Below are 25134 nucleotides of genomic sequence, written 5' to 3' on the forward strand. Positions count from 1 at the left end.
TTACCCACGCAAATCTACTCTAAAATTTCCAGCGAAGCAAAGCATAAAGATCTGTTTTATCAGAACCGCTTATCTCCTCCGTATCAGTACCTATCAAATCCCTGTCCCAATAATGGGTGTAAGCCAGTTTCGCAGATAAGGATAAACGTTTCCAAATATCCAGACGAAAGGTAAGGGCAAACCGCATCCCATCCCCATAAAAAGAGGGCATATTAAAGGCATACAATATATTCTTCTCATACGAACTGACCCGGCTATTGTAATCATCCGTATGAAACCACGCTAGATAACCATCCATTTGAAGAGGTAGGGTAGTGGGCTTCCAGCCTATACTTTGGGAGATCATAATTCCTTTATTAAGTTTCTTTATAGGATCATCGAATAGAATACCATCTAAGGAAGTCTTAAAAATAAAAGGAGAAGAAAAGTTATAAACCTGTTGAAAACGAATACGATGTTGTTTATAAGTATTGATTTTCAATAAATTATCATTTTCAAAAGTTCCATTCTTTTCTTTTTGTCGATATTTATAACGAAGATAAGCTGAATAGTTTCTACTAGGGGTATAATCTATCTGAGCCATATATTCCTGTCCTCCGGAAGGAGCGTCTATCCCGTATTTCAACCAAGGAAAACGGAATAAGTCCGCATAAATGGATAATTTCCAGCGGGCGATCGGGGTTAATTGCAATCCCATATAAACCCCTTGCTCATTCTGAACCGTAGAGCCTTGCGAGAAAGCGTTCCCAAACAAAGCTTGATAACGGCGATCGTAATAGCGGTATAATACCAAGAAAGATATATAAGAAGCGGGTGTTAACTGCAAGGCATTCAAGGTAGAAATAGCTCCGTTTTTCGAAAGAGCGGTCTCGCCATAAAACTTAATACGGTTACTTTTCAACATATAGTCAACACCGATGTTGAAATTGTTGGAACCTCTGAAATAGAACAAATTATAAGGTTTTGGATCGGGGTCCATCTTAAACTTACCGAATGAATAGGAGAGAGCCGTTAAACCTACATGAAAATGAGATGTAGCATAGCGGATATTTCCTCCATATACCTGCATCGTTATCATTTTCCTCTTTTCCCAATCCCGTTGTAAACGATGAAGTCCATCCGTTTTTAATGAGGTGAATGTCAAGCTATCTACGGCCGCATCCATTTTTCGGTACGAATAGAAAACACTTATATCCAAATTTTTAATCGTGATCGTACTAGCCACCCCTCGGAAGAAATCCTGTTCATTGGTTGAGAAGTGCCTACGGAAGCCATTTGTCCTTCGCTCCGCTTGAGCGACTACTGCCGTACGACTAGGAGAAAAGTCATTGCTAATCACCAGACCTTGTCCGAAAGACATCTTGTAATCCCCTATAGCCAAGCTTTTTAACCAGTTGATATCTTTTAGGAATAGATGTGCGGAATAAAAGTCATATCCTTTATGATATGCGTTCCAAAAAGGTTCACCCGCATCTTTCTCGGCTATGAAGCCTGCTTGTAAACGATCCTCGAAAGTATAGGAATAACGTAAGGAGTGATAGAAAGGTTCTCCTCTATATTTACGATTCGGATATAACGAAAGTATGCTGTCCGTTTGTTCACCATATCCCTTTTTCTGTTGAAAACATTGATCATACCTGATTTGTAATTCATTACGACCATATTTCAACAGGTTCTTAACCGTAAGCAACCGTTTTTCAACAAGATTATCACCTATATAAACAAATGGAAGGAGAAGAGATATCGTCTGAAAATCGATATCCTCTATATTCTTCAACTCATAGATGCTAACCATATTTCCGTATCGTTTCCGATAGGAGAGGAGCTGCTCAATTTGGCGATCGGATAGAAAAGGTAATCGCTTCAGTTGTTCTTCCGTCACGGCATTCAAATCAAAAGGATGCTCAATTAAATAAGATAAATCGGCATACAAACTTTCGATACGCTCCGTATCCTCGGTTTCCAAGGCTAGTTCCTCTACATACTCCATCCACTTATCAACAGAATATTCTATTTGAGAATTAGCGTAATAACTATTTATCAACAGGATTATCGACAAGATTATAAACAATCGTTTCATAGCTAAGTATCATTTAAAAAGAGAATGATAAACCAAGACCGGTACTCATCCCTAAAATCGGATGGTAAATAGAGGCTACATCTATCGTAAAGCAAGAAAAGTTATAACCAATTCCTAAAGAGGGCAGGAGAGGAGCGGTCTGTATTCCGGCACGAATAAAAAAAGAATCGAAAGCAGTGTATTCAAGACCAAAGTTTCCAACAACTAGGTTTTCATTTTCCGTTCCTACACTTCCTGTAATTAACAGACTGTTTATAATCTCCCATTGAAAACTTATTTGAATTAAGTAATAATTAAAATCTTCTATTTCAATATCTTTATCTCCTATATAAACAGAAGGAAAATTCATTATTAACATTCCTATTAACAACTTATCAATAGGAGAGAAAGTGATTCCAAGATCTGTTGACAGTCTGGATCTTGTATTTTCCAATAGATCAGTTTGCAAGAAACTATAGTGAACTCCAAGCCCTAACGCCCATTGATCCCCCAAGCGTTTTCCTCCCAGCACACGAACCATCATCTCCCTGTATTTATCAAACCCGAAAACAGAGATATCAACACCTGCGGATAATAGTTGATTCGGATAATAAAAACTACCGGACATCGTACCCAGTTCTTTCAACATGTACCGATTAAAGTATTCTAAATGAATGGACTTTTTCTCTTTATCGACAATAAGGGCCGGATTGAATAAAATAGATTGCGTCGCCACATTCCCTCCCATTCCCACGCTACGGACATCCGGTAAACGTAAGTTATCAACACCATGTACATACAATGAAAATACCCCCGCAAACAGGGATAACAATAGATATTTCATAGTTAAGATTTTGTATGGTTTCTACTTATTCTTCAAGTTTTTCTTATTATCCTTATTTATCCTACGCTGTACCTTTTTAATATCCTCATCAGGGGAGAGTCGTTCAGGCTTAATTCCCCTTTGCAATAGCATATCACAATCCAATAGGCGTTGTTCAATTACCTCGGCCTTACGGGTTTGTACCGCAAAATAAGTCTGAGCGAAAGCTACTTGTAGTTTACGACTATCACCATTTTGTGCGATTAAATAGCATGCGTAGCGTGTTAATAAGATGTCATCTATTTGTTTTTCAACACCATAACCTATTGAAACCATTTTCCCGACGTCGGGAAAATGGTTTTGTACATCTTCTCCCGCATTCCGGCACGCTTCTTTGGCTTTCACCACTACATTATTGATAAAGTTATCCCATTTGGCATATCCTAATAGGGGTTGCAACTCTCTGGCACTCCAGCATTCTATGCCTTCTACCTCACATGAAATGGATTCGAATTTTCCGAATAGGGCGGTAATTTCTTCTTTCTTCATAGTTAATATATTCTTAAGTTGTTGTCAATTGCGCAAATGTAATGTTTTATATTCATTTAGCAAGTTATTAACAGATAAATGATGCTGAGAGTCACGCAGTATTTATATTTTCGCGGTATATGATACGAAAAGGGATATATTGTGTTTTGGCTCTACTTGTTCTCTGTAGCTTTAAAGGGATGGCGCAGGCGGTAAAGACAAATATTGTTCCGGAAGGTTATCAGAAAGCTCAACTGTATGAAGGTGATACAATGGCTGTCGTCAACCTTCGGGAAGTTTTTATATATCCTCAAGTTAAGTTTAAGAATAAGCGTGAACAAGCCAAGTACAATAAGTTGGTACGAGACGTAAAGCGTACTTTGCCCTATGCCAAAATGGTGTATGATACGTTGATAGAGACCTACGAATACATGGAAACCTTACCGAATGACAAGGCCCGCCAAGCCCACTTGAAACGGATGGAGAAAGAGTTGTTCGCCCAATATAAACCGGAACTAAAAAAATTATCCTTCTCGCAAGGCAAGCTACTTATCAAACTGATCGATAGGGAATGTAATCAATCCAGTTACAATTTACTGAAAGCCTATCTGGGAAGTTTCCGTGCGGGCTTTTGGAATTTCTTCGCAGGCATGTTCGGAGCCAGTCTGAAATCGGAATACGACCCGAAAGGTAAAGATGCCATGACCGAACGGGTCGTCGTATTGGTTGAGAATGGTTTAATCTGATAGTTGCTTGAAGAAATCCCAGATCACGATACCGGTAGTAACCGATACGTTCAAGGAATGCTTTGTACCGTATTGAGGTATTTCAATACATATATCACAGTTATCAACCACATTTTGTTGAACGCCTTTTACTTCGTTACCCATGACGATAGCGTATTTCTTTGTCTTGTCTAACTGCAAGTTATCTAACATGACACTACCTTCCGCTTGCTCTACGGCACATACCGTATATCCCTCTTGGCGCAGTTTATCAACAGCCTCCGGGGTATCCTTGAAATATTCCCAATCTACGGTTTCTTCCGCTCCTAAGGCGGTCTTATGGATCTCCGCGTTCGGAGGGCAAGCCGTAATACCACAAAGATAAATAGCCTCTACCCGGAAAGCATCGGAGGTACGAAACACGGAACCTACGTTGTTAAGACTTCTAATATGGTCTAAGACAACGATTAAAGGTATCTTCTTACTTTCCTTAAAAGCCTCGGGAGTCAGGCGGTTCAATTCGGTTACTTTTAATTTTCGCATAACAAATATCTTTGACCGCGAAAGTAGCGAATATCCGTGGATATGCCGTTGAAAAGCTATTAATAAGTAGTGGACATAAAATGAAAAATATTTCTTGCTTTATTCAAATACTTGTCCATACACCCCCCTTTCTTAAATTAGCAAATGAATAAGCCACTTATTTATTACGCGCTATCAACAGCCCTTATACACTATTGACAGCCTTGCTGGAGGATCTATTTTTTCACAATCAAGGTTATCAACAATAAACAACTAAATATTCATAAAGTCTATAACTATAAGAATTACAATCTATAGATAGACATCCATGCTGTTGGTATCCTTTTGATAAACCGTTCACAGACTTTAATAAGTCAATAACCAAAGATTGTAACAAAAATGTATTAACCATTTCAACAGCCTATCATATTCATCATATTTATTTTTAAAATTAAAGATTAATAAGAATATAATATAATGATTGTGGATAACTCTTGATGGTTCACGACAGCTCATCCATCGATGGCAAAGATAAGAATCTTTCTTGTTATTTCTATAAATGAAGAAAGTTTATACCTTTGTGCTTTGTGAACAATAGGTTGATAAACTAGATAAGATGAAGATTATCAGTAATACTTTCTGTGGATAATATTGTTTATATATAGTGAAAAGCCTATTGGGAGCAGTAGAAACAGGAATCATTAATATATAAGGCTATGTTGACAAACCAATCAATCGGGTACATGGATGCGCCCGTTCCTAAGGATTTAGACCTTAAGGAAGCGATCGACAAGTTACGTAAAGAGAAGAATGCGATTATTTTGGCGCATTACTATCAAACAGGCGATATACAAGATATAGCGGACTATGTGGGAGACAGTCTGGCCTTGGCACAATGGGCGGCTAAGACGAAGGCGGATATCATCGTGCTTTGTGGGGTTCACTTTATGGGAGAGACGGCGAAGATCCTCTGCCCGGATAAGAAAGTGCTGGTACCGGACTTGAATGCCGGTTGCTCCTTGGCGGACAGTTGTCCGGCTCCGGAGTTCGCCGAGTTTGTCAAGCAACATCCCGGTCATACGGTAATCTCTTACGTGAATACGACCGCCGCCGTGAAAGCGGTCACGGATGTGGTGGTTACTTCCACGAACGCCCGCCAGATCGTGGAGAGCTTCCCGGAAGGTACACCGATGATTTTCGGCCCGGATCGTAACTTAGGTAATTATATCAATAGCATCACGGGACGTAATATGTTGCTTTGGGATGGTGCTTGCCACGTGCATGAGCAATTCTCATTGGAGAAGATCTTATCTTTGAAGAAACAGTACCCGAACGCGGAAGTGATCACCCATCCGGAATGCAAGCAGCCGGTTATACAGGTCTCAGACTTCGTAGGATCGACCGCGGCTTTGCTGAAGCATACCATTAAGTCCGATGCGAAACAATTCATTGTAGCGACGGAAAGTGGCGTTATTCACGAGATGCGCAAGCAGAGTCCGGATAAGGAATTCATCCCGGCTCCTCCGAACGACAGTACTTGCGCTTGCAACGAATGTAATTTCATGCGCTTGAACACGATGGAGAAGCTATATAATTGCTTGAAGTTCGAGATGCCGGAGATATTCGTGGACGAGGAGGTACAGAAGAAGGCCATCAAACCGATCAAGAAGATGTTGGAGATCTCTGAGAAGCTGGGACTCTGATCCAAACAAATGCGGGATAGGTCTCAACCGATAGGCCGGACTTGAGTGATATAAAAGCTAAGCCCGGTCTATTATATGTAAATAATCAAAATTATGTACAATATCTACAACTATCCTTATAATCATTTGATTTTAAAATATTTATCCTATTGTTGTAGATAGGAAAACATCTACAATAGTAAGTCTTTATCTACCATCATTTCCCGCTTTTAGTAAGTGTCTTTGCCATGCCGTCAAAGGAATTTTCTACACTCTACGTATATAATCAGTCCGTTTTTCTTCCTTTCTTTATATAGATAAAATATTAATATATAAGTATTTGTGGTTTTTTATGGTATAAAACAAAAGTTTTACACATGGAAAACATTTGTTTTCATAGAAGAAAACTAAAGTTTTGTACTGAAGAAACTTCTGTTTTCCCATATAGAAACTTTTGTTTCCCTAGGAAGAAACCATCTGCTTCGCTACTCGAACTCGGACGATCCCGGGAAAGAATATATCAAGAATGATCGCTATTAATTACCGTAACATTCTGAATTTAGTTACTTTTGCGTAGAAATCTAATTGTAATTCTCAATATCATGAAAAAGATAGGACTAATGTTGGCCTTATTATGGGTGATTTGTGCGCTCTCGTGGGCTTCTTCTCCGGATGCCCGTATTAAGGGGCAGTTAATAGATGCCTCTACGAATCAAGTGATTAATTATGCGGATATCTTTCTGTTTACGATGGGAAGTGAAAAACCTTTGCAACAGACTTTTCCGGACGATCAAGGACGTTTCTCGTTTACTAAGGTGGCTCCGGGTAATTATGTGGTCATGGTCCGTTTGATGGGATATGATGTGTTTACAAAGAATGATATCATCTTGGATGCCTTGTCTCCGGTGGATCTAGGTAAGTTGATGATGAGTCCTTTGGAGGTAGGTATCGCCGAAGTGGAGGTAGTGGCTGAGAAACGGCAATTGGTTTATAAGCTGGATAAGAAAGTGGTCGAGGCCTCTTCCAATATGATGGGAGGAGGCGGTTCCGCCGTGGATATATTAGAGAATACGCCTTCCATACGGGTAGATGCGGAAGGCGATGTTACTTTTCGTGGAAGCAGCGGCTTTTTGGTTTACATAGATGGTAAGCCGAGTGTCTTCTCGGGTACACAGGCTTTGGAGCAAGTCCCGGCCGGGCATATAGAGAATATAGAGATTATCACGACACCTTCCGCCAAGCATGATACGGAAGGCGACGTGGGTATCATTAATATTATCACGAAGAAGCATTCCCAGCGGGGATTGAGCGGGATGGTGAATCTCTCGGGAAGTACGTGGCTTTCCCGCCATGTCGATTTCTTGTTGGCACAGCAACATCAGCGTTCCCGTTGGTACATCGGCGGACAGTGGACAGACCGGTTGCGCAAGAGTGATTTCGACCAAGAGAAGATGACGGTGGTGGGCGATCAGACCACTACCTCGCATTCCGTCGGGCCTCGTACGGGAAACAGCTATCATTATACGATGAAAGGCGGTTGGAGCCTGAATCTTCCCAAGACAACCATCGCGTTGGATCTGGAGGGCGGCTATGGCGGAAATAAGCGTAAGGGAAAAATGAACTATAAGGAAACCCGTTCGGTAGCGGGCGGCTCTCCGGTGACGGAAGATTATCGAAGCATAGATGATTATGATAATGATGAGAATATAGGTTTGGGAAGTCTGGCGGTACAGCATAAGTTCAACGATAAGGGGCACGAGCTTTCCGGTAGTGCCTATTACAAATATGGCGGTCATGCCTTGGAATATTTCTTTAACGACTTGATGTCCTTGGAAGGGCAACGCCAACAGGGGCACCGTGCTTATGAGGCCGAGCACCGGGAAACGATGCGTATCAATCTGGATTACGCCTTGCCTTTCGGAAAAGGAGGTAAGCTAGAGGCGGGTTACCAATATTATTCTTATCTGGAAGACGGCGATTACAATATGGAATGGTGGGACCCCAAGGGACAAACGTTCTTTTGGCGTGACGATATCTACAACACGTTTTATTTTCAAGAAGGGGTGAATTCTATCTATACGATTCTTTCCCATACGTGGAAGAATTTAGAGGCGCAAGCCGGCGTTCGGGGAGAGCATACGCATACGGTCTTGCGAAGTTCCGTGGAGGGAGCGGATCGTACGAAGAATCGTTTTGAGTTTTTCCCATCGGTGCATTTGGGCTATACGTTCCCGAATGAACATCGTTTGTTGGCTTCCTATTCCCGTCGTACCACACGTCCGCAGCTTTTCTATATGGAGCCTTATATCACGTATCGCGACTTTTATACGGCCGAGATCGGTAATCCGGATATACGTCCGGAGTACATCAACTCCTTTGAATTGAACTACCGGAAGAGTTTCGGGGAAAACACGGTATCCGCCACCGCCTTTCATCGGTATCGGAAGGATAAGATCGAGCGGTTGCGTGTTCCCTATTCAGCTGGTGTAACCTTGGATTCGATGGCGAACGTAGGACATGATTACTCGACGGGTATCGAGCTAAGCGTCAGCCTGCATCCGGTGCGCTGGTGGAATACCACGGTCAATGGAAACGTTTATCACTATAAGGTGAAGAACGAACAGGCCGCCGGTGGAAATACGACCTCTAGCACCAATTACGATATCCTATGGAATAACCTGTTTAATCTGGGGAAATACACACGTATCCAATTGGATGGTAGTTTTGTAGGCCCTTCCGTAACGACGCAGGGCCGTACGGACGCTTATTGGTACGCGAACGTAGCCGTCCGCCAGCAACTATGTAACCGAAAACTAACCGCCACCTTAGCTTTCCGGGATATTTTCCGTTCCGCCAAATATATCAGCGATATCCAAACGGCAGATTTACGCTCCCTGACACGTATCAAACCCAAATATCCACAAATCACGTTGACGTTGAGTTGGACATTTAATAGTTTCAAGGCCAAATCCACCCAAGCGAAAGAAGATCGCTCGGAGATGTTCGAGGGTATAAAGCATTGATATTGTATCTTTACTGTATTGGTTTGTCTTCGGGAAACAACTACGACTACAAATAAATTCTGCAATCGTAGTTGTTTCCCTCTTTTACGGATGGTGGGATTTGGTTCTTGGCATTAATCGCTGCGAAAGGAGCGGAGAAGATAACAGATCAGATCATCCGAGCATTGCGTTCATCTGGTTTTTCTTTTTAGGATGATATAAACAAGGTTTCTCTATGTATTTCCAGGATAACATACCTAATCCGGTGCTAAGGATAGTGGTAAGAGCCAATGTCAATATAAAGCTATATTGATCAAGTCCGTAATGAATGAATATCTGGATGATCGGGAAATGAATCAAGAAGATACCATACGAGAAATTTCCCATCCGGTTGAATACATGTAACCACTTGAATCCGTAAGCTACCGTGATAATGATAGAGGCTAGAGCGATAGGCTCGAAAATACTCAGCAACAGATACTCTCTACCCAATAAAAGAAATAGGCTGACAGGGAACAAATATCTCATATATTTTCGAAAAATAGGGAAATAGGCAAGTATGATAATACCAGAACAAAAGTACATCATTTGTCCGGGGAATTGTCTTTTCATGAATTCATAAATAGGGTTGTGTGTCATATCATCTAAATAATTACACGTTGTCGAGTAGATGAAAGATAAGATATAAATAAGAAGTAGGCATACTAATTTGTTATATCTTTTCAGTAACCAATAGATAATGGGTATGGTGATATATAGCATGAATTCAACCTTGATAGTCCATAAAGACCCATTCATCGCTTGTAAAGGATTGGTATCGAATACGCCGGGTAAATCCGGCGATAAAAAGTTAAATGTAAGTAAATTACAGATAAGATAGGTGTATAAGCTAGAAGAGGTGAGGTATTCCCTGCAGGATAAGGAAGTAAGGAATAATCCGATTAAGGCACATAATAAAATAGTCAAGCTGTAGGCGGGCATAATACGTTGAATACGTTTACGGAAAAAAATCCGGGTATTAGGCGTACGTAAGAAGCTAAACATAACAAGAAATCCACTAATAATAAAGAAACCTTTCACTCGAAATCCTCCGCTAACAAACCAAAAAGGATCTGTCTCTGTCAGTGTGCTGAAATGGTTGAACATGACAGAATACGCAAGAAAGAAGCGAATAAAATCAAAATTATTCGCTTCTTTTACTTGATTTATTAATCTGGAGTTGAGTAAAACTTTCTCTGATTGATTCATTGTTCTATTTGACTACAATGATTTTTGTTACGACGCTCTCTGAGGCTTCCTCCGTGGAAGCTAGTACAAGATATACGCCTGTCGCTACACGTGATCCGTTTGCGTTCCGGCAATTCCAGATAGCTTGCCCCCCCAAGGATTTAGTTTGATAAATAATATTTCCGTTTAAATCCGTGATTTTTACATTCGAATTATCCATTAATCCTACAATCGTTACTTTATCCATATGTTCGGGACGTACCGGATTAGGATATGCGTAGATCTCCGAGTAATCAGATTTACCTTCCGAAGCTTCTCCTTGATAGGAATTTAGTCCTTTATCGGTACCGATAAAAACTTCACCGGTCTTATCGTTTATCTCTATATCGTATATGTTATCGGAAAGGAGCGGGCTATTGGTCGTATTAAATTGATAAACGATTGTCTCATTATCATTATCTAGAACATAGACGCCATTTCCTTTGGTTCCAATCCATTTTCGATTACCTGCGTCTACTTTTAGGGTCGTGACGACAACGTTATCTAAGAAATAAGCGAGATTGCCAGTTTCCTCATTGGTATATTTTACCCTTGTACAACGTGTAGCGGCTTTATCCTCAGCGGAAGAGATCCTAGGTTTAGTGAAGTATACGGCTCCCCGATTCGTACCAACCCAGATATATCCATCCTTATCCTCGGCTACGCATGTATAATTACTAGGAGTCAATTCTTTTCCGTCGGTATCAATAAGTGTAGTAAACTCATACGAGGAAACTTCGTCTAAAGACTCGCTATTCGGTATCATTACAAGTTTAGGGGTGTTACGAGGCACATAAATCCATTTGTCGTTAGTGGAGGTTATAAGTATATCGTTTATTGTATAAACTCCTCTAAGTTGCTCGATATCCAAACGATGCCATGCTCCTGCTTTGTCAAGAACAAGTACCGCATGGTTAACCTCTGAGCTTGTCATCCACAAATTTCCATTTTTATCAAAGGCCAGTCCATCTATATAACAATAACCGGACCCATAGCCTCCTGCGGTTTCTTTAAAGGCATTCTTTTCATTGTATGACTGGACGGGAGTTCCATTCTTATATTGGATAACGCCATCACCCATGGAAGAGGCGTATACGATCTCATCATTAGAATCATCGGTCGTTACGGCTATACTTGTATAGTCTCGTGGATTTCTTGGTAAATTGAGTTTCTTTTGGGCTTCTTTAGGATCGATAAAAGACCATTTATCATAATCGTATGTAAGAATATAACCTCCTTTGTCGAAGCGCTTACCATTTAGGAGGTCTTTACCTCCTATGATCATATATACTTTATCATTTTTACAAACAATATCGAATGCGCTATTGCTGTAAGGTCCGTCTAAAATGATAGGTTCATTAAGAGCCTCAAAACTATTTGAGCCTTTCCGTTGGATAGAACGTAGCCCTTTACTTCCTTCCGCTATCCAATATTTGTCTGTTTGATAGGTACTGATGTCATTGATACTTAAGTTTATTTGGTCAAACTTTTGTGTATCGGATACGATGAAAACCCTTGAGTTATCTATACATGCTAATTTTTCGCCTATTACTTTCATGTATTTTAGGGTTGAGCTATTTATTATTTGGGAAAGCTCTCCATTGTTTTCATAGAAGATACCTTGCTGACTGACCAAGTAGAACAAGGTATTCTTGAATGAAGCGATAGCTGAGATCGTATGATTATCGGAAAGGTTTGATAATCCATAAGGTTTCCAGTTTGCTTTATCCAGCAGGTTCTCTTTTAATGAAGCATATATAATTCCTGAAGATATTTCTTCTTTATTGGTTGTGGAAGCATATATATTCCCATTCTGTATAGCGCATGATGTTATATTTAAGGAAAGATTATAAGTATCCTTAATTTCCTTTTTGGCCATATTGACTACGACGATACCAAATGCAGTCGATAAATAAGCATATTCATCATGTACCAATATCGAATTGATTTGTTTGTCTCTTATGGACGTACTGGTCGACAGATAAGGTAGATTTGTCGCCACTCCTCCCTCAAGTATATCTATATTTGAATTATCATAGATAATAAGGAGTGATTTTACTTGTTTATTATAGCGGATCAAAGAAATCGTATTATCATTTAATCCATTTCCTTTATAATATTGCTTAATACTATTATCTTCTTTTCCATACGTATAAAGAGATCCTTCCGCTACCACAAATACTTGGTCGTTCGATTCCTCTACGCTGTTTGTGTTATTGTAAGAAAGATACGTTTTCCATCCGGTTGTATTAAAATTAGCGGCTAATACAGTGAATGAAAAAAATGAAAATAGAATGATAGTAAGTATATGTCTCATATTAACAATTATAATCAGATAAAAATGATGTTAACTTCATGACGGCTTTCGCACGATGGCTGATCTGGTTTTTTGTATCGTTACCCATCTCGGCGAAAGTTTGTGTATAGGTATCAGGCATGAATATAGGATCGTATCCAAATCCGCTATCTCCGCGTTTTTCGGTAGTGATAGAGCCATTCACGATACCGTCGAAGGTATATTCTTTTCCGTCAAGGACTAGAGCTATGACCGTGCGGAAACGTGCTTTTCTGTTTTCTTTATGATTCATTTCGGACAACAGCTTGTTCATATTAGCTTCCGAGTCGTGCCCTGTTCCTGCGTAACGAGCCGAATAGACTCCCGGAGCATTATTCAATACCTCGACTTCTAATCCCGTGTCGTCAGCGAAACAATCATATCCGAATTTCTCCTTGATATAGCGGGCTTTTAGCAAAGCATTTCCCTCTAAGGTATCTGCCGTCTCGGGGATATCGTCATGGCAATCTATATCGGATAAACTTATGATTTCCGCGTATCCGGCGGTTATCTTGCGGACCTCGTCCAGTTTGTGTTGATTATTTGTCGCGAATACAAGTTTCATATTTCGTAATCTATTAAATAAGAAAGCATTTCTATACGGTAGATATATAACGTATGGAAATGCTTTAAATTGTTTGTATATTCTTTTTTAAGTCTTTATCTGATCGAACCCCTCACCATATACCCCTCGGACGATACTTTGGGAGATGAACGCTTGGTGGTCTATCCGCTTCACGATCCGGAAGATGGAGACGGATTCGGATTTCTTGGCGAGTAGTACGACTACTTTGACGGGTTTGCGGGAATAACCGCCCTCACCGTCTAGTATCGTGCAGCCACGGCCTAACTCATGGATGATACGATCTGCTATCTCGTCGTACTTCTGGGAGAAGATGAGGAATTGTACGGATTGGCGGTTACCGTTCAATACCATGTCGAGAACGTAATTGCTTATGACCATCTCCACGAAACCGAAAACGATCTTGTCCACGTTATGGAACAGGAAGAAAGAGGAACTGATGATGAAGAAATCGCAAAACAGAAGGATACGTCCGATCGATATATTCTTATATTTATTGATTACCGCACCGATAATATCCGTACCTCCGGTACTACCGTTCGCCGAGAATACCAATCCTAGTCCGGCACCACACATGAACGCTCCGATTATGATAGCCATAAACGGCTGGTCGTGCAGTATAGGTTGTCCTTTCAGCAGCCACTCGAAGAGAGAGAGAGAAGCCGAGAGTGAGAAAACTCCGAAAATAGTTTTTATCAAGAATTTTAGACCAAGGATCTTTAAGGCTACCACCAACAAGGCTACGTTGATGACAAAATAAGATACGGATACCGGGATCAATCCATTGGAGGCAAAGAAGATCAACGCACAGATACCACTTACCCCACCTGTCACGATCTCGTTGGAAAGGATAAAGGCGTTGAATCCGAATCCGTATAATAAAGTTCCGAACAGGATCATTAGATAATCCTGTACGGAAAAATAGATTTTTGTGAGTTTTAAGTTCATCCCACTACGATATTAACGATTTTGCCGGGAACGACAATTACCTTCTTAACGGTCTTGCCTTCCATCCACTTCGCTGAGTTCTCATGGCTCAAGGCCGCCTTCTCAGCGTCTTCACGGGAGATATCTGCCGGAAGTTCGAGGTTGAAACGGGCTTTACCATTGAATGAGATGACGTAGGTAACTGATTTTTCTACCAGATACTCTTCGTTATGTTCCGGCCACTGGGCATCGCAGATGGTCGTATCATGTCCTAATTGATGCCATAGCTCTTCCGTGATGTGGGGAGCGAACGGAGCCAATAAGGTGATCAGCGGCTCCAAGATGGCGCGCTTGCTGCATTTTAAGCTCGTTAACTCGTTCACGCAAATCATGAAGGCGCTAATGGACGTGTTGTATGAGAAATGCTCGATGTCGAACGTTACTTTCTTGATCAGCTTATGCAAGGATTTCAATTCGTCGGCCGTAGGCTCGGCATCGGTAACTTGTAGGGTATCCGTATTGCCGAAGAACAAGCCCCAAAGCTTCTTTAAGAAACGGTGTACGCCGTCGATACCGTTCGTATCCCAAGGCTTGGATTGCTCCAGCGGGCCTAGGAACATCTCGTACAAACGTAGGGTATCGGCACCATATTTCTCAACGATCATATCCGGGTTCACTACGTTGAACATGGATTTGGACATCTTCTCGACTGCCCATCCGCAGATATATTTACCATCTTCCAATACGAACTCCGCGTCGTTGTATTCCGGACGCCAGTTCTTGAAAGCCTCTATATCCAACAGATCGTTAGATACGATATTTACGTCTACATGGATAGGGGTGACCTCGTATTGGTCTTTCAAGTTCAAGGAAACGAATTTATTGGTTCCGTTGATGCGGTACACGAAGTTCGAGCGTCCTTGGATCATACCTTGGTTGATCAATTTCTTGAACGGCTCTTCCTCGCAAACGATACCCAAGTCGAACAAGAACTTATTCCAGAAACGGCTGTAAATCAAGTGGCCGGTAGCGTGTTCCGTACCACCGATATATAAATCCACGTTTCTCCAATATTCATCCACGTCTTTAGCTACCAAGGCTTTATCATTACGCGGGTCCATATAGCGCAAATAATAAGCGGAAGAACCGGCGAAGCCCGGCATCGTACAAAGCTCCAGCGGGAAGATCGTCTGGTTATCGATCTTCGATACCTCGGTGACTTTTTGGTTTACCGTGTCCCAAGCCCATTTAACGGCGTGTCCTAATGGAGGCTCGCCCGTCTCGGTAGGCAAGAATTTATCTACTTCCGGCAGCAACAAGGGCAGACATTCTTCCGGCAACATCTGAGGCATGCCATCGGCGTCGTAATATACCGGGAACGGTTCGCCCCAATAACGCTGGCGGCTGAAAATAGCGTCGCGCAAGCGGTAGTTTATCTTCACACGTCCCAAATCGTGATCTTTTACGTATTTCTTGGTAGCGGCTATCGCTTCCTTGATCGTCAGTCCGTTCAAGGAAAGATCGCAATAAGGAGTAACGCCGGCTCTCGGAGAATTGCATACGATACCTTCCTTGGCATCGAAACTTTCCTCGCTTACGTCGCAACCTTCCACCAAGGGGCGGATTTCCAGTCCGAAATGCTTCGCGAAAGCGTAGTCGCGGCTATCGTGCGCCGGAACCGCCATAATTGCTCCCGTACCGTAGCCGGCCAATACATAGTCGCTGATCCAGATGGGAACCGCCTCGCCCGTAAACGGGTTAATAGCGTAGGAACCACTGAATACACCGGTTACCTGACGGTCGGCGATGCGCTCGCGCTCGGTACGTTTCTTGGTGCGATCTAGGTAAGCGTCTACTTCCGCTTTTTGGTCTGCCGTAGTTAATTGTTGAACCAATTCGCTTTCCGGGGCTAATACCATGAAGGTTACACCAAACATCGTATCGGCACGGGTCGTAAAGATCGTGAATTCCCTGTCGCTGTCTTTTACCTTGAAGCGAACCTCGGCACCTTCGCTGCGTCCGATCCAGTTCTTTTGGGTCTCTTTCAAGGAATCCGTCCAGTCGATCGTATCCAATCCGTCCAACAGGCGTTGCGCGTAAGCGGATACACGTAAGCACCATTGGCGCATGATCTTTTGTTCTACCGGATAGCCTCCACGCTCGGAAACACCGTTCACGACCTCATCATTCGCTAATACGGTACCCAAGGCGGCACACCAGTTTACCATGGTCTCGCCACGATAAGCGATCCGGTAGTTGAGTAATATCTCTTGTTTTTCTTTATCGCTCTTGGCTTTCCATTCCTCGGCGGTGAAACTAAGTTCCTCTCCGCAAGCTACGTTCAGACCTTCCGTACCACTTGTCTCGAAGGCTTGTATCAACTCGCTGATCGGGCGGGCTTGCTTCTCGTCGTTGCAGTAGTAGCTGTTGAACATCCGGATGAAGGCCCATTGCGTCCATTTGTAATATTCGGGATCACAGGTACGGATCTCACGGCTCCAATCGTAGCAGAAACCGATCTTTTCCAATTGCTCCCGATAACGGGCTATATTATTCTTTGTCGTGATCTCCGGATGTTGTCCGGTTTGGATGGCGTATTGCTCGGCGGGTAGTCCGTAAGCGTCGTAACCCATCGGGTGCAATACGTTGAAACCTTGCAAACGTTTGAAACGCGAATAAATATCAGAAGCTATATAACCGAGCGGGTGGCCAACGTGTAATCCCGCACCGGAAGGATAGGGGAACATGTCCAATACATAGTATTTAGGCTTATTCGTGTCTTTTTCGACTTTATAAACCTTTTCGGCAATCCAGTAGTCGTGCCACTTCTTCTCAATCTCTCTGAAATTGTACTCCATGATCGTTTATCGTTTTTGTATCGTTTTCTATTTAAGGCCACAAAGTTAGTGAATTTATTTATTTTATATGAGTTATTTACATGAACTGTTTATTTCACGTAACCAATCCGGGGGCGAGATTGATTCTCGGTTCTTTTCGCTTGTAACTCAGCGAGTGACAGATTGATTAGCTCAAGTTGCGTACGGGTATCTTCGTTGATGTCGTTGTAATCGGCAAATGCTTCTTCGATATACGCTTTGAGTTCCTTTACTTCTTGTTGGAGTTCAAGCAAAGGGGAGGAAGAACTTATTATTTGTCGTATGCCGACGAAAGCACGCATGATAGAGATATTGACTTTAATGGCTGTATCGGATCTGAGTACAGAAGAAAGCATTGCTATACCTTGCTCCGTGAAAGCGAATGGAGCATATTGGTTACCTCCTTTCTTTGAGATGCCAATTTGGCATACCATATTGTTTTTCAAGTTGTTAAATTCTTGAATTGTTAATGTGAACATAAAATCATCAGGAAAGCGTTCTATGTTTCGTCTGACCGCACGTTTCAGTTGGGCGGTTTCTGTTCCATACATTTCCGCCAGATCAAAATCCAGCATGACTTTTTGCCCTCTGATCTCGTGAATCTTGTTTTGTATCGTTTGTAATTCCATAGTAAAGATTTTAGTTTAATATTATGTTCGCAAAGGTTTGTAAAATAATTGAGATAAGCAATAAGCTAGTTGGATATTAATGATTGGTTGCATTTGTAAGTTGTACAATGAGTTATTGCTGATCCGGCTTATTGTCTATTTTTTATGTGTTCTTATTTTCCTTATAAGATTTCCGGGAAAAACACGTACGTGATTTATGAAAAACACGTACGACTTTTCGGAAAAACATGTACGTGTTTTCCGGAAAACATGATGATGTTTTTATATCACTGATATTCATGTATATATAACTTGATACCTTTGCATGGACTTATTGTGTGTTTTTTCTTCTTGTATTTGTTATTTTGTTGTTCTATCGTTTGTTTATGAATTAAAAATATTTAATTTTGCTTATCTATAATAAAGGATGAAGTCATTTATATATATACTATTAACTTCCTTGACTTTCCTTGTGGTAGGATGCCAAAATGAATCTGAGGAAATCCGTTTGATCAATCAGGCGGAACGCCTGTTTGATGCCTATCCGGATAGCGTAATCACTACATTGGATTCCATTCCGCTCCCGGAAGAGATGAGTCCCCGTCTGATAGCCCGTTGGTGTATGTTGTACGCACGTGCCGCCGATAAAATAGAGGACGAAATGCCTTATACGAACCAGCTTGAGATCGCCTTGAAATACTATCAAAAGAAAAAGATGCGGGAAGAGGAGGCTGAGATCGGCCTTTATCTGGGGCGTTCGTATGTGGAGGATAAGGAGTACGAGAAGGCAATGAGGGCTTACTCCGATGCGCTGGAGGTAGCGTTGGCGATTAAGAACTATAATCGTGCCGGGTATATTTGTAGTTATATGGGGGATTTGTATGAACTGGATGATCGTTATGTGTTAGCTGCAAAAAAATATAAGGAGAGCGGACGGTATTTTCGATTGGCCGGTAATATGAAAAGCTATGTGCGTTCGTTTGTGAATGAGGGAAGGAGTTATATGGATGTTGATTCTAATTATTTAGCTTTAACTATATTGAAGCGAGCAGAAGTGATAATAGATTCCTTGAGAGTAGATGAGGTTAGAAATTATGTATACAATGGTCTAGGTAATATATTTAATGTTTTGGAAAAATATGATTTAGCTGAAAAATATTTATTGAAGAGCATAAAAGAGGATTCGAGTGATACTGCTTCGGATTATTTGACCTTATCAGATCTTGAGCAAAAGCGTGGAAATTTAGAACAAGCGGAAAATTATCTTCAAAAGGCTAATAGTGTATCCATAGATAATGATTTTGTACCGGCTACTATTGCTTATCATTATTATAAAATAAATAAAGAAAGAGATGATTATAAAAGAGCTTTGTCTTTTTATGAAGAATATGTAGCAGCAGAGGATTCCCTTATGAATATAAGTAAATCTGTCGATATATATGATACAGAACAAAAATATGAACATTTGAAATTGCATAATGAAAATATAAGATTACTATTAAAGGGGCAAAGGAATTATACTTTTATATTGATATTGTTATTTTTATGTGCTTTACTCATTATTGTCTATTTAGCTACGATAAGAAGAAAGAATCGTTCACTTTTAAAACAACAAGAAAAAATTAATACTTTGAATCAAAGCATATATCAATTATATGCAGAACTTCGGAGAAAGAGTGATGAACTAATCCAATTGCAAAATACTCAGTATTCTTCGGTGAAAATGCAAGTGGAATATGAAAATGTACAGAAAGAGGTAGATAGCTTGAGATCTCGATTATTCGAATTAAGAGAATCTAAAATTCTCAATAGTAATTTAGCTAAAAAAATAAAGAAAATATCTCAAACTGTGCAGCCTAATCATTCTGAAGCACCCGTTTCCGAAAAAATGTGGATTGATATTGAAGTTTTGATGATGGAAGTTTACCCTAGTGTTATAAAGGTACTGAAGGATGCAGGCTTGTCACCATCGGAGATGCATCTTTGTTTCCTTACATTATTTAAACTTGATTCAACAGCTATATCTATCCTTTTAAATATTATTCCTACTTCCGTCGATCGTACACGTTTGCGAGTACGAAAGAAATTAAATTGGGAAGGTAAACAAGGATTGTATGAATCTCTTGTTAATATTTAGTATGTAATAAACCTTCATTTAAGGGGCTCTACGATTGTTTGTCTATGTATTTGTTTTTATAGTATTTGATTGTCAAGTGTTTACGTTTTTTTCTTTGTCTATGTGGATTACATAATTTAACCCCTTTAGATCATATATAATCTCTAGATTTGCAACCGAAACATAACAAAAAAAGAGAGATTATGAAAAATGTAAAATGGCTACTAACAGTGTTGTTTATTTTTTCAATTTGTATTCCATCTTTTGCAGGTCATGTGCCTTTACATGGTCATCTTAAGAAAAAACAGCGATCTGTAAATTTGGATGTACCTATAAAAGCAGACATAGATGAAACTTCAAAAGTTTTGTCTTTGGAGTTTTTAGAATATATAGGAGAGGTACGAGTATCTGTTGTGGATGCGAATGGAAATATCGTTTATGAGGAGATAGTGGATACACAAGATGTTTCTTCTAGTATTATCTCATTAGATGAATGTACTTCTGGATCTTATGGACTTTATATATCAGATTCAGAAAACTACGCAGAAGGTTTTTTTAATTTATAAATAATTCAAATTTTAGAAGTATGGACAAAAAGACAGTGCTTTTAGCATCTGCATGTACTTTATTGATGATATCATGTAGTAATGATGCGGAATTGATTAATGTTGCTGAAACGACAGGATTACAAACAAAGGCTTTTGTTGGTGAAGCAGATTTCCAAATTGTAGATTATGCGGGAGATAAATGTATTCAGTTCAAGAATGATTCCGTCTTTAATGCGATGCTTTGGGAGATGAATGATATGTCAGAAGAAGAGAGAAATAATATTTTCTCGGGGGCAGGTTTCGTAAGTCAATGGCAACTTATGCAAGAAGCAGATCAAGAACAGGAGCTTATTGTAGACAATTATGAGAAAGATCTTAGCCAACCTTGGCCTGCTCATCAAATCAAAGAATTCAAACAAAAATATGATGATGTTTTCATGTTTGAACCTTATGATTCTACAGATTTTATTGCGCATTATAAATTAAAAGGTTCTACATATAGTTCTTTTGTGAATAGAAGGGGGGTGTTTTTGATAGGAGATAGTGTAGCACATGCTCCTGTATATAAGGCTTTAGAGGAATATTTCGGATCAGGGATATCATTGTATGGTAATAATGAAGCTACAAATGAAAAGAATGATATAAACCTAGCTGAAAGTAAATATCAAATACCAGGTGGTGATTATGTAAAGGTTCGAGCTATTCCAAGATTTATAGAGTTACAAACTATTGAAAATAAAAATTATTTGTCATTGGGCTTTGATTATCTTAGTCAAAAAAAGAAAGTTTTATGGAAAAAACACCGTACAATGATTATACTACGTCTTACAGCTTCAGGGTCAGGAAGTGGTTTTGAAGTATATAATGTTTCAATTAAAAATTATCAGAATAAAAATGGGGTAACAATTCTTTTACATACAGATGTATATAATAAACTTTTAGCTAAGGATCAAGGAGGTATGTTAGGGCATGTTGGTGAAAATCCAAGAAACTCAGTTACAATCGTAACTCCTCCTCGATTTGAGTTTTCTGGACGAATGGAAATTTGGTCAGATGAAATGCCTGAAAGTAATAAAGGGACTGCAAAAATAAGTTTAAAAGAAGACTGGTGATAATTTATGAAAAAAATTTTATTTTTACTGTTATTGGTTTCTACTTCTACTTTCGCCCAAATTGAGCATGGCTTATTAGTAGGTGCCGGTGTTGGATTTCCTTTACAAGATAGTTGGAAACGAACTACTTGGGGTGATGAATCAAATTGGTCTTATCGGCACGATTATAAGTTAAATAGTATGATCGGTTATCGCTTTCGATTCCTTCCGGAACAGAAATTCTTTTATGATTTGGATATTACGATGGGATTTCAGAAGATGGAAACGACGAAGTATTTTCCTTATTATGAAAGTATAGAGGATGGTATATATGTTTCTAAGAAAGCTGATGTTTTCGATGAGTTTGTGATGCCTATCTCCGTAGCCGCTAGTTGGAATTGGCGTTTTACCAAGAAATTCCATTTAGGTGTCGGTATCGCTCCTACGCTTTATGTACAGCCACAAGCCGTGTTTGACCTGTCCGTGATGGCGAAGGTGGGATATCGTTTAAGCAAGCATTGTGAGTTCGGCCTTTCTTATCAGTATGGCTGTTTCAATACCTTGAAGCATTTCAATAACGGACCGGCTAATGGCCGTCGTGGACATCTTTCGGATTTGATGCTCTCTGTATATGTTCCTTTTGTTTTGAAATGATAGAATAATAAAGTATAGAAACACATAATGTTTTATTTGGAACCAAAACAAAGATGAATAACTGCCTATAAGAAAAGAGTACGTGAAAAGAGCCATGTGTAGAGAGATAATTCTATGCATGGCTTTTGCTTGTATAATGTATATAGATTCTCAAGAATTATTGAGGCATTTTTTGTTTGCGATATTGTCTCTCTCGTGATTAAGAACTATCTTTGACAAACTATCCAATAGTGGATGCCGAATCAAAATCAATTGACTATGAAAACAAAAAAATTGAAATTCTTCGTAAATTTGTGGTTCTTTAAGCATATCTTATAGTAAGGATCGAATATGAAAATGAGTGAAAAGGAGGTTGATACATCAAATGAACTACGGGTCTTGTCCCTGTTCTCTGGATGTGGGGGCATGGATTTAGGATTCGAGGGGGATTTTATATGTCATCGTAAGTCTATATCTCCTCAAAGTACCTGGGTTCAAGAGGTTATCGATGAACACTGGGTTCGTTTACAGAAGAATCGTTTTCGAACGGTCTTTGCGAATGATATATTGAAAGAGGCACAAACCGCTTGGCTTCAATATATGGATCGATTCGGATATGATAAAAACGTTTATAATACAAAGAGTATCGTAGACTTGGTGAAAGAGCATCGAGCGGGGAAAAAAGTTTTCCCTAAAAATATAGATGTCGTCACGGGAGGTTTTCCTTGCCAGGATTTCAGTGTCTCTGGTAAACGTCTGGGATTTGAGTCGAATAAGGATCATACCGGGAAATTGCGTGAGGACGATGAGGCCTCGGAAGAGACGAGGGGTAAACTTTACTATTGGATGAAGCAGGTGATCGATATTACGAGACCCAAGATATTTATCGCGGAGAACGTGAAGGGACTGGTGAATCTGGGAGACGTGAAAAGTATTATTCAGAGAGACTTCGCCCATGCGGCTGGGGATGGATATATTGTTTTAGATCCTCAAGTTTTACATGCGGGCAATTATGGGGTTCCGGAGTCTAGAGAGCGTGTGATTTTTATCGGGATACGTAAGTCCGCGTTAAAGGTTAAGGCTTTAAGAGCGCTTCAAGAGGAGAAGATACCCAAAGCTTACGATCCTTATCCGAGTCCGACACATGCTTGCACCGTGGAAGATAAGAAACTATTGCCACCGGTGGTTTGTCGGGATGTATTTGTAGGATTGGAGGAACCGGATAGGACAGAAGATCCATCCCAGCGGTATTATTCACAGGCGAAATATATGGGAGCTCATTGTCAAGGTCAAAAGGAGATCGCGCTGGATAATATTGGCCCGACGATTCGTTCCGAGCATCATGGAAATATAGAATACCGTCGTTTATCCCGGGAGCATGGGGGCGTTATTACGGAAGAATTAGACGCCGGTTTACAAGAACGTCGCTTAACTCCTCGAGAATGTGCTTTGATACAGACGTTTCCGCCGGATTATACGTTTGTCTCCCATAAAAAGAACAGTACACGTTTTGAGTTAAGTGCCTCAGGCGCTTATAAGGTGATCGGTAACGCGGTTCCTCCAGTATTAGCGTATCATATAGCGAATCGCATACAGACTTTATGGCCGTTGTATTTTAAAAAGAGATAATATGGAAGAGGAGAATATTATTACTGTGCGTAATAGAAATCTTCAAAAAGCGGATGAGGCTTTTGCGGATTTTATGTTTATGCTGGAATCATACTTGAATGAAAAAGCAGCTGCTATTCCGGGTACGTATTGCGATTGTAAGAGTAAGGAACTGGAAAATGTAGTAGTGAACGTGATGAAAGAACTTTGCGGTAGAACTCCTTTCCGTGTGGAGGAGATACGCTTGGTTTCCGCCCAATATTTTCCAGATATTATCGCGGAGAAATATTATGGGGTTGAGGTAAAATCTACAAAAGAGAACCATTGGACATCTACGGGAAGTAGCATCGTGGAGTCTACACGTGATAAGAATGTAGAAAATATCTATATGCTCTTCGGCAAACTGGGAGGTAAGACGGCGGAGTTTAAGTGCCGTCCTTATGAGGATTGTCTCTCCGATATAGCTGTTACCCATTCTCCCCGTTATTTGATTAATATGGAATTAACGAAAGAGCAGACTATTTTTAGTAAGATGGGAGTTGCTTATGATCAATTAAGGAATGCTCCGGATTCTATAGAGATCGTTCGAAAATATTATAGGGAAAAAGCCATTAAAGCCAAAAAGAAAGCTATGCCTTGGTGGTTGGGCACTTCCGCTGAGGAAAGTTTGGAGGAGCATACGGATATGAATATAAGCCTGTGGGTGGATAATGGAGAATATGCGGATCCGGAAAGGAATAAGAGACTAAAAGCGGAGATATTTATTTTATTCCCGGAAGTAGTGAGTGGGAATTATGAGAATGCTGCCTTATGGTTATGTACGCGCCGGTCTGTTGTTAATTTTCATATGCGGGACACTTTTTCCGCAGGGGGCCAACAATTGAAACTGAATGATGAACTTCTGCCTTTTCCTTTACCGCATGTGGTTGGTGAGTTGTTAGAATCTGCGACTTTAATAAAGAACTATCTTCTTAATAGTGATGATTTAGACTTAGATATATCGGAATTCCGTCCAGAACTTATGTTGCCTAACCGATATGAGGTCTGGCTTAATGATATTTGGAAACGTATTCATCAACTAAAACCTTATAAAAGGAAAGAGACTATCGAAGAATTGGGCGGTATTTCATTGGCCGAATGGATCGATAGGAAATATACTTTGTCTGTAAAATAAAATATATCTTCTTCTCGATCGTCTCCCT

Annotated in this window: 19 protein-coding genes; 9 read left to right on the top strand and 10 right to left on the bottom strand. The window is 40.3% G+C overall.

The annotated features are described in order from the left end of the window. Positions 1 to 19 precede the first annotated feature (19 nt). The 3 genes from CI959_RS07620 to CI959_RS07630 are packed head-to-tail and all read right to left on the bottom strand — an operon-like array spanning position 20 to position 3431. Positions 20 to 2080 carry a helix-hairpin-helix domain-containing protein gene (locus CI959_RS07620; RefSeq protein ID WP_057317224.1) on the bottom strand — a complete coding sequence of 687 codons (2061 nt, stop codon included), beginning with the start codon at positions 2078 to 2080 and terminating at the stop codon, positions 20 to 22. Positions 2081 to 2093: 13 nt separating this feature from the next. Next, entirely contained in the window at positions 2094 to 2903 is an 810-nt protein-coding gene (locus tag CI959_RS07625) for a hypothetical protein (protein WP_057317223.1), read from the bottom strand. A 21-nt stretch (positions 2904 to 2924) separates the two neighbouring features. After that, entirely contained in the window at positions 2925 to 3431 is a 507-nt protein-coding gene (locus CI959_RS07630) for a BRO family protein (RefSeq protein WP_011967105.1), read from the bottom strand. Positions 3432 to 3550: 119 nt separating this feature from the next. Between CI959_RS07630 and CI959_RS07635 the strand changes: the two genes are divergently transcribed. Continuing rightward, on the top strand, positions 3551 to 4156 hold the full coding sequence (locus tag CI959_RS07635; protein ID WP_008773191.1) for a DUF4294 domain-containing protein: 606 nt from the start codon (positions 3551 to 3553) through the stop codon (positions 4154 to 4156). On the opposite strand, the gene CI959_RS07640 is transcribed toward CI959_RS07635, so the two are convergent. Next, on the bottom strand, positions 4148 to 4678 hold the full coding sequence (locus CI959_RS07640; RefSeq protein WP_005860365.1) for an RNA methyltransferase: 531 nt from the start codon (positions 4676 to 4678) through the stop codon (positions 4148 to 4150). The two genes, CI959_RS07635 and CI959_RS07640, sit on opposite strands and share 9 nt — an antisense overlap. A gap of 695 nt (positions 4679 to 5373) precedes the next feature. Between CI959_RS07640 and nadA the strand changes: the two genes are divergently transcribed. Beyond that, positions 5374 to 6360 carry a quinolinate synthase NadA gene (gene nadA / locus CI959_RS07645; protein ID WP_008773192.1) on the top strand — a complete coding sequence of 329 codons (987 nt, stop codon included), beginning with the start codon at positions 5374 to 5376 and terminating at the stop codon, positions 6358 to 6360. Positions 6361 to 6941: 581 nt separating this feature from the next. Then, positions 6942 to 9362, top strand: coding sequence for a TonB-dependent receptor (locus tag CI959_RS07650; protein ID WP_057317222.1), 2421 nt, complete (start codon positions 6942 to 6944; stop codon positions 9360 to 9362). Between the two features lie 153 nt (positions 9363 to 9515). Here the strand turns inward: CI959_RS07650 and CI959_RS07655 are convergent, their stop codons facing one another. The 6 genes from CI959_RS07655 to CI959_RS07680 all read right to left on the bottom strand — a co-directional run bounded on the left by CI959_RS07655 (position 9516) and on the right by CI959_RS07680 (position 17957). Next, a complete protein-coding gene (locus tag CI959_RS07655) occupies positions 9516 to 10589 on the bottom strand; it encodes an acyltransferase (RefSeq protein WP_005860380.1) in 1074 nt (357 codons plus the stop codon). Positions 10590 to 10593: 4 nt separating this feature from the next. Next, on the bottom strand, positions 10594 to 12924 hold the full coding sequence (locus CI959_RS07660; protein WP_057317221.1) for a T9SS type A sorting domain-containing protein: 2331 nt from the start codon (positions 12922 to 12924) through the stop codon (positions 10594 to 10596). A gap of 1 nt (position 12925) precedes the next feature. Next, entirely contained in the window at positions 12926 to 13507 is a 582-nt protein-coding gene (locus CI959_RS07665; RefSeq protein WP_009016536.1) for a non-canonical purine NTP diphosphatase, read from the bottom strand. Between the two features lie 87 nt (positions 13508 to 13594). Next, complete coding sequence (locus CI959_RS07670; RefSeq protein ID WP_011967102.1) at positions 13595 to 14473, bottom strand: YitT family protein; 879 nt, start codon at positions 14471 to 14473, stop codon at positions 13595 to 13597. Then, positions 14470 to 17310 (bottom strand): leucine--tRNA ligase, encoded by a 2841-nt coding sequence (leuS, locus tag CI959_RS07675; RefSeq protein WP_057317220.1) that lies wholly within the window; start codon positions 17308 to 17310, stop codon positions 14470 to 14472. The genes CI959_RS07670 and leuS overlap by 4 nt, the downstream gene beginning before the upstream one ends. An 89-nt stretch (positions 17311 to 17399) precedes the next feature. Then, positions 17400 to 17957, bottom strand: coding sequence for an ORF6N domain-containing protein (locus tag CI959_RS07680; RefSeq protein ID WP_022193008.1), 558 nt, complete (start codon positions 17955 to 17957; stop codon positions 17400 to 17402). Positions 17958 to 18363: 406 nt separating this feature from the next. Here CI959_RS07680 and CI959_RS07685 point away from each other — a divergent pair, with 406 nt between their 5' ends. From CI959_RS07685 to CI959_RS07710, 6 genes are all read left to right on the top strand, one after another. Next, on the top strand, positions 18364 to 20073 hold the full coding sequence (locus CI959_RS07685) for a lipopolysaccharide assembly protein LapB (protein WP_005860394.1): 1710 nt from the start codon (positions 18364 to 18366) through the stop codon (positions 20071 to 20073). Positions 20074 to 20255: 182 nt separating this feature from the next. Next, positions 20256 to 20618, top strand: coding sequence for a DUF3244 domain-containing protein (locus tag CI959_RS07690; RefSeq protein ID WP_005860396.1), 363 nt, complete (start codon positions 20256 to 20258; stop codon positions 20616 to 20618). A 20-nt stretch (positions 20619 to 20638) separates the two neighbouring features. Next, the gene (locus tag CI959_RS07695; protein ID WP_005863763.1) at positions 20639 to 21712 is read left to right on the top strand and encodes a DUF4848 domain-containing protein; all 1074 of its coding nucleotides are present in this window, start codon (positions 20639 to 20641) and stop codon (positions 21710 to 21712) included. A 6-nt stretch (positions 21713 to 21718) separates the two neighbouring features. Further along, positions 21719 to 22345, top strand: coding sequence for a hypothetical protein (locus CI959_RS07700; protein WP_005860400.1), 627 nt, complete (start codon positions 21719 to 21721; stop codon positions 22343 to 22345). A gap of 330 nt (positions 22346 to 22675) precedes the next feature. Beyond that, positions 22676 to 23953, top strand: coding sequence for a DNA cytosine methyltransferase (locus tag CI959_RS07705; protein ID WP_009016533.1), 1278 nt, complete (start codon positions 22676 to 22678; stop codon positions 23951 to 23953). 1 nt (position 23954) lies between these two features. After that, positions 23955 to 25106, top strand: coding sequence for a hypothetical protein (locus CI959_RS07710; protein WP_009016532.1), 1152 nt, complete (start codon positions 23955 to 23957; stop codon positions 25104 to 25106). The last annotated feature ends 28 nt before the right edge of the window (positions 25107 to 25134 follow it).

The organism is Parabacteroides sp. AT13 (genome assembly GCF_002272965.1).
In the GTDB taxonomy this organism is placed as follows: domain Bacteria; phylum Bacteroidota; class Bacteroidia; order Bacteroidales; family Tannerellaceae; genus Parabacteroides; species Parabacteroides distasonis.